Source organism: Acidovorax sacchari (assembly GCF_042847045.1).
GTDB classification, from domain to species: domain Bacteria; phylum Pseudomonadota; class Gammaproteobacteria; order Burkholderiales; family Burkholderiaceae_C; genus Paracidovorax; species Paracidovorax sacchari.
In genome coordinates, this window is the sequence record NZ_AP035783.1 from 2,861,694 (window position 1) to 2,873,584 (window position 11,891).

An 11,891-nucleotide genomic window follows, 5' to 3' on the forward strand; every position below is an offset into this window, starting at 1 on the left:
CGGCCATGCGCGTCGCGGCGGCCCAGGTCTCGTCGCTGCCCGGCGGGCCGGCAGCGAATACCGGCAATCACCTGCGCTTCGCCGAGGCCGCGGCGGCAGAGGGCGTGCGACTGCTGGTTTTTCCCGAACTGTCGCTGTCCGGCTACGACCTGCCCGGCCTGGCGCAGTCGGCTGTCCAGCCGATGGATGCAGCGCTCGCACCGTTGCGCAGTGCCGCGCGTCGCCATGGCATGGCATTGGTGATCGGTGCGCCGGTTCCCGCCCCGCGGCCCGGCGGCAAGCCGGGCATCGGCGCCATCACCTTCCTGCCGGACGGCGGCGCCAGCGTGTACCGCAAACGCCATCTGCACCCGGGAGAGGAACTCTATGCCGGGCCGGGAACGGAAGAGGCGCAGGTACACCGCTTCGAGGGCCTGCCTGTGGCCATGGCGGTGTGCGCCGACGTCTCCCATGCATCCCATGCCGATGCGGCAGCCCGCGCCGGAGCGGCGCTGTATGCCGCGGGGATGGTGATTTCCCGTGGCGGACATGCGCACGACACGGCATGCGCCCAGGGCCATGCGAAGCGCTGCGGCATGGCGGTGCTGCTGGCCAATCACGGTGCACCGACCGGAGGCTACGACTGCGTGGGCCGCAGCGCATTCTGGGCACCTGGGGGCGAGTGCATGGCCGAAGCTCCAGGCACGGGGGACTGGCTCGTCATCGCGGAACGCACCACGGCGGGCTGGACCGCATCCACGTGCCGCGTGGCGCCGTGAGCTTCTCCCGCACCGTTTACTCCGCGCTCATGTGGTGCGCGCGGCCCCTGCTGCTGCGCAAGCTCCGCCGCCGTGCCGTGGCCGAGCCGGGCTACGGCCATGCGGTGGAGGAGCGCTTCGGGCACTATGGGCCGGCTGCGACCGCGGCAGCGGCAGCGGCAGCGAAAGGGGATGCACCGGCCGGGCCGCTGGTCTGGATCCATGCCGTGTCGCTGGGTGAAACCCGGGCCGCCGCCATTCTGCTGAACGCGCTGCGCACGCAATTGCCCGGCATGCGCCTGCTGCTGACGCACGGCACCGCCACAGGGCGCGCCGAAGGGGCCAAACTGCTGCAGCCCGGTGACTTGCAGGCCTGGCAACCCTGGGACACGCCTGGAGCTGTGGGCCGCTTCCTGGAGCATTTCCGGCCGGCGATGGGCGTGCTCATGGAAACCGAGATCTGGCCCAACCTGGTGGCGGGCTGCCGGCGGCGCGGCATTGCGCTGGTGCTGGCCAATGCGCGGCTCAACGAGAAGTCGCTGGCCGGCGCGCGCCGCTGGGCTTGGCTGGCGCGGCCCGCCTATGCGGGACTGTCGGCGGTCTGGGCCCAGACCGAGGCCGATGCCGAACGCCTGCGCGCGGCCGGTGCCCGGGTGGAGGGCGTCTTCGGCAACCTGAAATTCGACGTGGTGCCCGATGCAGCGCAGCTGGCGCAGGGCAGGGCATGGCGCGACGCCAGCCCGCGCCCGGTGGTATTGCTCGCCAGCAGCCGCGAAGGCGAGGAAGCGCTGTGGCTGGATGCCTTGCAGTCCACCCCTGAAAGCATGGCGAATGACGGCGTGCAGTGGCTGGTCGTTCCGCGCCACCCGCAGCGCGTTGCCGAGGTGCGCCAGCGCATCGAGGCGGCCGGCCTCACCGTCTCCAGCCGCAGCGGCTGGGCCATCACGCCCGGCGTGGCAGACGTGTGGCTGGGCGACTCGCTGGGCGAGATGGCGCTCTACTACGGGCTGGCACACGCGGCGCTGCTGGGCGGCAGCTTCGCTCCGCTGGGTGGGCAGAACCTGATCGAGGCCGCGGCCTGCGGCTGCCCCGTGGTCGCCGGCCCGCACACCTTCAACTTCGCCGAGGCGGCGCGGCTCGCCTGCGAGGCGGGCGCCGCGCTGCGCGTGGCCGACATGGCCGAAGGCGTTGCGGCCGCCCAGGCCCTGGTGCACGATGCCGCCGCGCTCGCCGCCACCCGGGAGCGTGCGCTGGCTTTCACCCAGATGCACCGGGGCGCCGCGCAGGCCACGGCAGCGGCCGTGGTGCAGCAGCTGAAGGGGCGCTGACGCCCGGCCGGTTGCAGTGTGCCGCTGCGCTGCCGTGTGCCGCGGCACCCATCGCCCGGAAGACATCTGCAGGCCTTGCCCCACCGGACACATTGGCGCGTCCATATCAGCACAGCCTGGCAGCGACCGGGTTGCTATCGTGGCCTGAAGCGGCAGGCGCCCTGGTGCGTTCGCCGCCTTCCGCCCCACAGTGGGCGCGCCAACTCTCTCCGATAGGAGCCGCTCCTCCATGAACCAGCACGTCCGGCGAGACCGGCTCTACGTGCAGGGCCGACAGGTTCCGTTCGATGCAAGGCTGACTTCCGACGCTGACCCTGGGCGGCGGTCTCAAGGTAAGCAACGGATTCAAGGACAACGCGCGCATCAACCTGCGGCTGCCGCACGTTTTCTGAAGGCGCGCAGAAAAGGGCGATGGCGCCTTGCCAGAAAGCACTGCCCCGGCATCCGCCCGCCCGGATCGACCCGGATCAGCGGGGCAGGGTGAGAGGACTGTGGGGGAGCGAGTTCTCACCCGAGAGCTTGAACACCGCCACCGCCTGGAGCAGTTGCTGCGCCTGGCTCCTGAGGCCTTCTGCCGCCGCCGCGCTTTCCTCGACCAGGGCGGCGTTCTGCTGCGTCATCAGGTCGATCTGGTGCACCGCATCGACCACCTGCGAGATGCCCACGCTTTGCTCCACGCTCTGCGACGTGATTTCGCCCACGATGGCGTTCACGCGCTGGATGGAGCCGACGATCTCGTCCATGGTCTGCCCCGCCTGGGCCACCAGCTGCGAGCCCTGTTCCACCTTGTCCACGCTGCCGCCGATCAAGGCCTTGATCTCCCTGGCCGCCTCGGCGCTGCGCTGGGCCAGGCTGCGCACTTCGCTGGCCACCACGGCGAAGCCACGGCCCTGTTCGCCCGCCCGCGCGGCTTCCACCGCGGCATTGAGCGCCAAGATATTGGTCTGGAAGGCGATGGAGTCGATCACCCCGATGATGTCGCCGATCTTGCGGCTGCTTTCGGTGATGCCCTGCATGGTGGCGACCACCTGGCCCACGACTTCGCCGCCATGGGCGGCAACGGCGACGGCGCCCTGGGCCAGCTGGTAGGCCTGTTTGGCGCTTCCGGTGTTATTGCCCACGGTGCTGTTCATCTGCGCCATCGTGGCGGCGGTCTGCTGCAGCGCGCCGGCCTGGTTTTCGGTGCGTTCGCTGAGGTCCTTGTTGCCCTGGGCGATCTGCACGGACGCCGTGGCGACACCTTCGGAGTTGCGGCGTACGGCGCCGACGACACTGGCCAGCGATGCCTGCATGGCTGCCAGGGCCCGCAGCAGCGGGCTGAACTCGTCTTTCGCATCGTCTTGGATGCCAGCGGTCAGATCGCCGTCGCGGATGTGGTCCGCCACCGACTGGGCCTGCTTCATGCGCCGCCGCAAGATCCGGCCCGCATACCAGGAGAAGAGCGCCAGCACTGCCGCCACGGTGGCCGTCAGCGCCGCGAGCACGGCACGCAAGGTGCCGGCCTTGTCCTGGATGCGGCCGATCTGATCCAGCAAAAGCCGGCTCTGCACCTCTTTCTCGCCGGCCAGCCCGTCGAGCCAGGTCTGCAGGGCCCGGCTCGTCTTGTCGTTCAGGTAGGCAAAGGCCGCTTCCCTGTCCCCCGCCTGCATCAGCTGGATGTTGGCCTCGGCCGCCGCCCAGAAATCGGTCTTGTAGTTGACGGCGCGGGCGAAGAACTCTTCGCCTTCCGGCGTGGTGATTTCCTTCTTGTAGTCCACGAAGATGGGGCCCAGCGTCTCATTGGCCTTGGCCAGCTGCGCCTGCATGGCGGCCACCGCGTCGGGATTGCGGGTGTCGAGCAAGGTATTGCGCAGTTGCGCCGATATGCGCGTGAGCAGCAGCTCGACGCTGGCGATGCGCTGCAGCTGCTGCACGCGGACGCTGGCGGTCCTTTCCGCCATCGTGGACATCTCCCCCAGCGACTGCCACGCGGCGAGGCACACCCCCATGAGCGCGAGGACCAGCAGGCCGCTGACCAGATTGAGGCGGAAGATGATGCCGAGGCGCATGGGGCGGGCTCCTTGTGAGTCTGTGCGAAGGTCGATGGGAACAGGGGGTGCGTCACGAAAGCAAGGGCTCGCCCAGCCGCTCAGCCGGGATGTGCCTGCGCCGCCTCCTGTCGCCGCAGCAGGAAGCGCTGGATCTTTCCGCTGGGTGTCTTGGGCAGCTCCTGCACGAAGGCGATCTCCCGCGGGTAGGCGTGGGCGGAGAGGCGCTTGCGCACGTGCTGGCGCAGGGCTTCGGCCAGGGTGTCGTCTGCCTGGAAGCCGGCATGCAGCACGACGAAGGCCTTGATCAGTTCGGTGCGCTCGGGGTCGGGCTTGCCGATCACGGCGGCCTCGACGACGGCGGGGTGCTCGATCAGCGCGCTTTCCACGTCGAACGGGCCGACCCGGTAGCCCGAGGTGGTGATGACGTCGTCCGCGCGGCCGACGAAGCTGATGCTGCCGTCGTCGTTGAGCTCCACCGTGTCGCCGCTCAGGTAGTAGTGGCCATGGAACGGCTGGCGCGCCGTGCCCTCGTAGCCGCCGAACCAGAAGAGCGGCGACTGCGACACGTCCACGGCCAGGGTGCCCGGCTGGCCCGGCGGCAGTTCCCGGCCCTCGTCGCCCAGCACCACCACGCGGTGGCCGGGCGAGGCGAAGCCGGCCGCGCCACGCCGTACCGGGTGCGCGAGCGCATGGTGGTTGCACAGCACCATGCCCAGTTCGGTCTGGCCGTAGTGGTCGTGGATGGTGCAATCCAGCCCTTCGGAGAACCAGCGGATGACCTCGGGCGTGAGCGGCTCGCCCGCGCTGCTGACGGCGCGCAGCTGCCCGCGCAGCGCGGGCTCCACCACGTCGCGCGATGCCATGAGCAGGCGGTACGCGGTGGGCGAGCCGGCCAGGTTGGTGATGCCCAGCTCGCGGATGACGCGGAAGGTGCTTTCCACGGTGAAGGGGCCTTCGTAGAACGTGGTGGCCTGCCCCAGGGCCAGCGGCCCGGTCACCGCGTAATAGAGGCCGTAGGCCCAGCCCGGATCGGCCAGGTTCCAGAAGCGGTCTTCGGGCCGCAGGTCCACCGCGTCGCGCATGTAGCCGACGAAGGCGACGATGGCCTTGAGCGGCACGGCCAGGGGCTTGGCCGGGCCGGTGGTGCCGGAGGTGAACATCAGCAGGAACGGATCGTCCGCGCTGCGCAGCACGGGATCGAAGTGGGGCGGGTAGGCATCCAGCAACTGCCAGAAATCGCCGTCCACGGTGAGCACGGGAGGCGCACCGGCCACGTCGTCCATCTTGGGGCGCTGCGCGGTGTCGGTCACCACGAGCTTCGACGCTGCTATCTGCACGCGGTGCTCGATGGCCTTGGGGCCGAAGGCGGTGAAGAGCGGCTGATACACCGCGCCGATCCGCCAGGAGGCCAGAATGGTGACGAGCAGTTCCGGCGTGCGTGGCAGCAGGCCCGAGATGCGGTCTCCCGCCCGGATGCCCTGCGCGTGGAAATGGCCGGCGAGGCGGGCCGAAGCCTGCTGCAGTCGCTCGAAAGTCCATTCGGACCGCTGGCCGTCGCGGCCGATCCAGTGCAGCGCGACCGCACCTGCGCCGGCGTGGCGGTCGCAGCATTCGACGCACGCATTCATCGCCTCGGGGCGGCCCGAGAGCACGTCGCGCGCCATGCGGGCGGCATCGAAGTCACGGATCCGGGTGGCATAGTCCTGCATGAAAAGAGTCTCCTGTTTTGTGTTGGGTTGTGGGGCGCCTGGCGGTGTCTGCGCCATTCAGCCCGGCGCCGGGCGCGCGGCTTCCGGGCTTCGCCCCGGTACTGGATGCCGAAATAGGCCATCACCACCGGTTGCAGGTCGGCCAGCGGACGCGCCACCCACATCGGGAAGGGCGGCTGGTCATCGTCTGCCACGCGCCGCGAGAGCGAGCGGGGGCATTGCAGGCGCGGGGGGATCGCTGATTCCATGTGAAGGCTTCTTGTGGGTACGGGTTTCACGGCCCGGGCCGGTCGCCCGTGTGCTCCTCGCTGCGTTACCGTGGATGTGCCTAAGGTATGTCCGCTGCGGCCGGCGCACTGGACTGGCGAGGACGCACCATTTGTCCGGGAAGGACATTGGGTGCGGCATGCCGCCATGCGGCAGCGGCGCCATGCATTTCAGCAAGGCCTGGCAGGATGTATCGATACGAGGAGGAGCGGCCTGCAACGTGGCGGGCCGCGGTGCAGGCTTGTCAGCCGCGGATCAGCGTGTGCGGCGCGCAGCCGAAGGTCTTGCGGAATGTCCGGCTGAAGTGGGACACGTCGGAGAAGCCGTGGTCGAACGCGGCTTGCGTGACGCTGCGGGAGCGCCCTTCGGCGAGGGCGCGCTGGCTGGCCTCCAGGCGCAGTTGCCAGACGAGGCCCATGGGGGTCTGCGCATGGCGCGCGAACGCCCGGGTGACGGTGCGCGACGATACGCCATGCGCGGCCGCCAGACTGTCCAGGCACAGTTCCGGATCGTCGAAATGGCGCTGGATGTAGGTGACGATGCGGCCATGGAGATCGTGTTCGCCCGGGCGCCCCGCGTCGCCGCCCATCTGCAGCTCGAGTGCCACGGCAACCAGGTCCAGCAGGGTGCTGCCGACCTGGGCGGCTGCATGCGCCCGGGTACGGTCGAAGTCGATGGAGGCCGCCTGCTCGATCATCGTGCGCAGCGGGATGGCCGCGGGCTGGCTGGCGTCGATGACCTGCGCCGTGAAGCGCTCGGCGCCCGGGCAGCGCTGCAGCAGGGCGCGGCGCGGCAGGCGCAGCAGGTGGAGGGAGCGGGTGGAGAGCGTGAAGCCGAAGGGCCGGGCCGCGTCGTACAGCACCATGTCGCCCTGGCCCATGACCGCGCACCGGTCATGCTGCCGAATCCCCGCCTCGCCGTCGGCCATGAGGGCGAGCCACAGGTCGTCGTCCGGGCCGCTGCGCAGGTGGCTGTCTGACCGGGTCCAGTGGTGGAGCGGCGCCGCCATCGAGCTCACGTCCACGGCTCCCAGCGAGCGCACCTGCAGCCGGGCATCGAAGGGACCATGGCCGAGCATCTTGCTCGCGGCGGGGACGCAATGTCGGCAGACAACGTCATTCCAGTAGTCGAAGCGACGTTCGGCCTCGACATTCGATGTGGAATAGTCAAGCACACCCATGGGCTGGCTCAAAAAAGAAGTAGCTGATCGACATCGCGCAACGGCCCCTGCACCAGGATGGCCCTCGCGCTCTGCAGTAGCGTGCCATTAAGCAGAATCCGTGCCTTGCCATCCATCCGGAGTTACCCCGGGAATGCGGCTCCGGCCCTGTGCACGCGTTCTGACACCGCGCAGCCCACAGCGATTCGCGTGGCGCACAATCGACGGCAGACCGTTCCTTGTCCCGCGCCTTCTCCGCGGGGCCGCCGCCCGCCATGCTCGACAAGCACTACCTCACCCCGTTGTTCGCGCCCAGTTCCATCGCCGTGCTGGCGGGGCGCGCGGACGCACCCGAGACCCTCAGCCCCGCCGCGCGCGCGCTGCACGAGGCGCTGCGCGCGCAGCGCTTCACGGGCACGCTGCAGTTCCTCGACATCCATACCAGCGGCACGCTGGCCGATCTGGCGCAGACGCGCGCCGATCTGGCCGTGATCGCCCAGCAGCCGGAGGACACGGCCGCCGCGCTCGAAGTCGCCGGCCGCATCGGCTGCCGTGCCGCGCTGGTGCTGTCGCACGGCGTCGATGCCGACGGAGCGCTGAAGCTCAAGAAGATCGCGCGCCGCGAGGGCGTGCACCTGCTCGGCCCCAACTCGCTGGGCCTGCAGCGGCCGCACCTGCAGCTCAACGCGAGCGCGGCCGGGCCGCTGGCGCGCGAGGGCTCGCTGGCGCTCATCTGCCAGTCCGGCGCGCTCACCGCGTCCATCCTCGACTGGGCGCACAAGAATGCCGTGGGCTTTTCCACCGTGGTGTCGCTGGGGCCGAACACCGACGTGGACATCGCCCAGGTGCTGGATTTCCTCGCCAACGACGGGCGCACGCAGAGCATCGTGGTGTACATGGAAGGCATCGGCAGCGCCCGGCGCTTCATGAGCGCGCTGCGCTCGGCCGCCAATGCCAAGCCGGTGGTGGTGCTCAAGGCCGGCCGCAAGCCCGCCGGCAACGAGGCGGCCCAGACCCACAGCGGCACCATCGTGGGCAGCGACGACGTGTTCGATGCCGCGTTGCGCCGTGCCGGCGCGGTGCGCGTGCGTTCGTTCGTGGAGCTGTTCTCCGCGGCCAAATGCCTGGCGTCGCGCTACCGGCCGGTGGGCCGGCGCCTGGCCCTGATCACCAACGGCGGCGGCCCGGGCGTGCTCGCCGCCGACTGGGTGAACGAGATCCTGCTGGAAATGGGGCGCCTGTCGCCCGACGCCGCGCGCGCGCTGGCGCCGCAGCTGCCACCCCTGGCCTCGCTCGCCGACCTGATCGACCTGTCGGAGGAGGCCGGGCCCGCGCACTACCGCGCCGCCATCGAGGCGGCCGAGAAGGACCGGCAGATCGACGGCGTGCTGGCCATCCACTCGCCCAAGCCGGGCACCGACTCCACGGAAGTCGCGCAGGCGCTGGCCGATGCCAAACGCCTCATGGGCAAGCCGCTGCTCGCCTGCTGGATGGGCGATGCCACCGTGGGGCCGGCGCGCGAGGTGCTGCGCGCCGCCGCCATTCCGAACTTCCGCACGCCGGAAGCCGCGGTGGGGGCGTTCGGCAACATCGCCTCGTTCTACCAGAACCAGCAGTTGCTGCAGCAGACGCCGCCGCCGCTCTCGGCCCTTTCCAAGCCCGACATCGAGGGCGCGCGCCTGATGATCGAAAGCGTGCTGGCCGAGCGCCGCCATGTGCTGACCGAAATGGAGTCCAAGACGCTGCTCGCGGCCTTCCAGGTGCCGGTCACCAAGACGCTGCTCGCGCGCAGCGCGCACGAGGCGATGATGATCGCCACGCAGCTGGGCTTTCCCGTGGCGCTGAAGATCGATTCACCGGACATCGCGCACAAGTCCGACGTGGGCGGGGTGGCCCTGGACATCCATTCGGGCACGGCCGCGCGCGATGCCTACACCGACATGGTGCAGCGGGTGGCCCGCCTGCAGCCCGGCGCCCGCATCAACGGCGTGACGGTGCAGAAGATGGCGCGGGCGCGGCGCGGGCGAGAAATCTGCATCGGCCTGGTGACCGACGACCCGTTCGGGCCGGTCATCACCTTCGGCGCGGGCGGCACCATGATCGAGCTGATCGACGACCGCGCGATGGAGCTGCCGCCGCTCAACCAGTTCCTGGCGCGCAGGCTCATCGAACGCTCGCGCGTGGCCGAAACCCTGGGCGAATGGCGCGGTGCCAGCGCCGTGGACCGGGACGCGCTGGAGCAAACCCTGCTGCGCGTCTCGGAAATGGTGTGCGCGCTGCCGCAGTTGCGCGAAATGGACATCAACCCCCTGATCGTGGATGCCGGCGGCGTGGTCGCGGTGGATGCGCGCATCGTGGTGCGCGACACCGCCCAGGGCGCCACCGGCCGAAGCGAGGGCTACGGGCACCTGGCGATCCTTCCGTACCCGGCGCGCTACGAGCAGGTCTGGCCGATGCGTGGCGGGGGCGAGTTCCTGGTGCGGCCCGTACGGCCCGACGACGCGCAGATGCTGCAGCGGCTGGTGAAGGAACTGTCGCCGGAGAGCCGGTATTTCCGCTACATCTCGCAGATCGCGGAGCTGCCCGCATCCATGCTGGCGCGCTTCACGCTGATCGACTACGACCGGGAGATGGCCCTGGTCGCCGTGCACCGCGAGCGCAGCGCGGGTGAGGACGGGGAGATACGCAACACCGAGCGCATCGTCGGCGTATCGCGCTACGTGACCAATCCGGACCAGACCAGTTGCGAATTCGCGCTGGTGGTGGCCGACGATTTCAACGGTCGCGGACTGGGCTCGCGGCTCATGCTGAGCATCATGGAGGCCGCGCGCGACAAGGGCCTGACCGAAATCCAGGGACTGGTGCTGGCCGGCAACCCGAGCATGCTCAAGCTGATGCGCCGGCTGGGCTTCGAGGTGCGCTCCTATCCGGACGATCCGGACTTCAAGCTGGTGGCGCACCAGTTGTGACGCACCCGGCCCGGAGGCGCTTCGGCGGCGGGTGCGGCGCTTCGGGCGGGGGATGGCGCGGCACTGCCGCCATCGCTGCAATCGGGGCCTCCTTCAGGACACCGCTCCACCACGACCATGGCAGGCCTGCCTCCGCTCTCCATTCCATCAGTACGCCCGGCCCGTGAGGGCGAGGGGTACGCCAATCCGGAGGCGGACCCTCCAGGCCCGCCGCGCCTGCCCGGTCCGCAGTCCCTCGCCCATGTGCCGTTGCTGGCGCGCCGGCGTGGGCTGTTCGGCGAGGGCCCATCGGCAGAAGGCGCGCCGCGGCTCACGCCGCTCGATGCGCTGCGCCGCGCCAGCACTTTCGTCATCCCGCGCTCGCCATCGTCTTTCGACCATGGAGGGCGGTCCGGCGCGCGGCGCGCCGGACCCTCGCACGGTGCGGGCAGCAGCCAGCCGTCCTCGCTGGCATCCCTGCTGGACCCTTCCACGCCGATAGCCCGGGACCGCGACGGTACATGCTGGAGCCCCGTCCGCGCGCTGAGGCGGGAGCGCCGGATGCAGGCGGAATTGCGTGCCTCCTCGGGGGCCGGCGTTCTGAGCCCGCACGTGGTGCATTCCATGGGCAGCCCGCCCGGCTGGGAAGCGCGGCTGGCGGCGCTGAGGTCGGGCGCGGCCGAGGTGAGACAGGGGTTCGAGCGGGTCGATCTCGATGCGGGCTGGGAGGCGCCGGACGCTGCCGGACCGGCGTGGCAGCGTATCGGGGGCGGAGCATCCGGGGAGGTGTACGCCGTCCGGCTGGCGAGGAATTTCATGCAGGGCGGAGAGGACCACGGACGGGACTTCGTGTTCAAGGCGATGCTCTCGCTCGATCCTGCGGACCGGCTGCCCCCGCGCCTGCATGCGCAACCGCAGGAGGACGGCGAGGCGCTGCGCCAGGCCATCGAGGCACACAAGGACCGCATCCACCAGGAGTTCCAGGTGGCCATCGCGCTGCGGGGAACCTCCCAGGTCATGCAGGTGCGCGGGCTCGTCCAGATCGGGAACCGGCTGGGCATCCTGTCGGAGTGGATCGACGGCGCGCCGGCGGGCGAGCTGATCGGCGAGGCCCCGTACGCCCTGGAAGACGGCGACGTCACGGCGCCGGCGCACCTGGAGATGGCGCGCACCATGATCGCGGACGTGCTCATCGCCCTGGCGCGGTTCCACGACGAAGGCGTGGTCCACCAGGACATTTCCCACAACAACGTGATGTACGACCGGCAGCGCGGCATGTTCCGGCTGCTGGACATGGGGCAGGGCGGAGAGTCGGGTGGGCCGAGGGCACAGGGCACCCCGGGCTACATGGACATGCACGCCGCGCGGGCGGACCACCGCAGCGATGTGTATGCAGCAGCCCAGTTGCTGGTGCGCCTGCTCAGGTCGCCCGGCTACCGGCCCGGCATGGTCGGCATGTCCGGATCGCGGACCGTGGAGAGCTTTCCGTTCGCGCCAGCGTTGAGGGCGCTCGCGCCGGACCGGCTGGACGCGGCGGTGCGGTTCATCAACCGCATGATCGGCCAGCAGCTGGACGCACGCGGCACGGCCGAGGAACTGCTGGGCGACCCGTTCCTGCAGGGACTGGAGCCCCGCGTGCAGACGCGCGCCACGGTGGAGCGGGTACTCAACCCCGAAGCGCCGCCGCGCTGAGCGCGGGCCGCCCGCCGGCCT

At 70.3% G+C, this 11,891-nt stretch carries 7 protein-coding genes and 1 pseudogene; 4 read left to right on the top strand and 4 right to left on the bottom strand.

The genetic code is table 11. The annotated features are described in order from the left end of the window. Nucleotides 1–5: 5 nt before the first annotated feature. Nucleotides 6–758, top strand: coding sequence for a carbon-nitrogen hydrolase family protein (locus tag ACGHC0_RS12885; protein WP_368351302.1), 753 nt, complete (start codon nucleotides 6–8; stop codon nucleotides 756–758). Nucleotides 759–787: 29 nt separating this feature from the next. Further along, on the top strand, nucleotides 788–2,065 hold the full coding sequence (locus ACGHC0_RS12890; RefSeq protein ID WP_415268413.1) for a 3-deoxy-D-manno-octulosonic acid transferase: 1,278 nt from the start codon (nucleotides 788–790) through the stop codon (nucleotides 2,063–2,065). A 467-nt stretch (nucleotides 2,066–2,532) separates the two neighbouring features. Here ACGHC0_RS12890 and ACGHC0_RS12895 read toward each other — a convergent pair whose 3' ends face one another. From ACGHC0_RS12895 to ACGHC0_RS12910, 4 genes and pseudogenes are all read right to left on the bottom strand, one after another. Further along, nucleotides 2,533–4,113, bottom strand: coding sequence for a methyl-accepting chemotaxis protein (locus tag ACGHC0_RS12895; RefSeq protein ID WP_368351303.1), 1,581 nt, complete (start codon nucleotides 4,111–4,113; stop codon nucleotides 2,533–2,535). An 80-nt stretch (nucleotides 4,114–4,193) separates the two neighbouring features. After that, nucleotides 4,194–5,804, bottom strand: a complete 1,611-nt coding sequence (locus ACGHC0_RS12900) for an AMP-binding protein (RefSeq protein ID WP_415265771.1) — start codon at nucleotides 5,802–5,804, stop codon at nucleotides 4,194–4,196. 83 nt (nucleotides 5,805–5,887) lie between these two features. Beyond that, a pseudogene (locus tag ACGHC0_RS12905) lies at nucleotides 5,888–6,052 on the bottom strand (phenylacetaldoxime dehydratase); the annotation flags it as partial. A gap of 263 nt (nucleotides 6,053–6,315) precedes the next feature. Beyond that, entirely contained in the window at nucleotides 6,316–7,251 is a 936-nt protein-coding gene (locus tag ACGHC0_RS12910) for a helix-turn-helix domain-containing protein (RefSeq protein ID WP_368351305.1), read from the bottom strand. Nucleotides 7,252–7,505: 254 nt separating this feature from the next. Here ACGHC0_RS12910 and ACGHC0_RS12915 point away from each other — a divergent pair, with 254 nt between their 5' ends. Both ACGHC0_RS12915 and xopAU read left to right on the top strand, forming a co-directional pair. Beyond that, nucleotides 7,506–10,199, top strand: a complete 2,694-nt coding sequence (locus ACGHC0_RS12915) for a GNAT family N-acetyltransferase (protein WP_415268414.1) — start codon at nucleotides 7,506–7,508, stop codon at nucleotides 10,197–10,199. A 117-nt stretch (nucleotides 10,200–10,316) separates the two neighbouring features. After that, the gene (gene xopAU, locus ACGHC0_RS12920; protein WP_415265772.1) at nucleotides 10,317–11,870 is read left to right on the top strand and encodes a XopAU family type III secretion system effector serine/threonine kinase; all 1,554 of its coding nucleotides are present in this window, start codon (nucleotides 10,317–10,319) and stop codon (nucleotides 11,868–11,870) included. The last annotated feature ends 21 nt before the right edge of the window (nucleotides 11,871–11,891 follow it).

Bases quoted from the DNA above. Each gene is read 5' to 3' on its own strand.
- ACGHC0_RS12885 (WP_368351302.1), top strand. From the start codon at position 6: ATGCGCGTCGCGGCGGCCCAGGTCTCGTCGCTGCCCGGCGGGCCGGCA.
- ACGHC0_RS12890 (WP_415268413.1), top strand. From the start codon at position 788: ATGTGGTGCGCGCGGCCCCTGCTGCTGCGCAAGCTCCGCCGCCGTGCC.
- ACGHC0_RS12895 (WP_368351303.1), bottom strand. From the start codon at position 4,113: ATGCGCCTCGGCATCATCTTCCGCCTCAATCTGGTCAGCGGCCTGCTG.
- ACGHC0_RS12900 (WP_415265771.1), bottom strand. From the start codon at position 5,804: ATGCAGGACTATGCCACCCGGATCCGTGACTTCGATGCCGCCCGCATG.
- ACGHC0_RS12910 (WP_368351305.1), bottom strand. From the start codon at position 7,251: ATGGGTGTGCTTGACTATTCCACATCGAATGTCGAGGCCGAACGTCGC.
- ACGHC0_RS12915 (WP_415268414.1), top strand. From the start codon at position 7,506: ATGCTCGACAAGCACTACCTCACCCCGTTGTTCGCGCCCAGTTCCATC.
- xopAU (WP_415265772.1), top strand. From the start codon at position 10,317: ATGGCAGGCCTGCCTCCGCTCTCCATTCCATCAGTACGCCCGGCCCGT.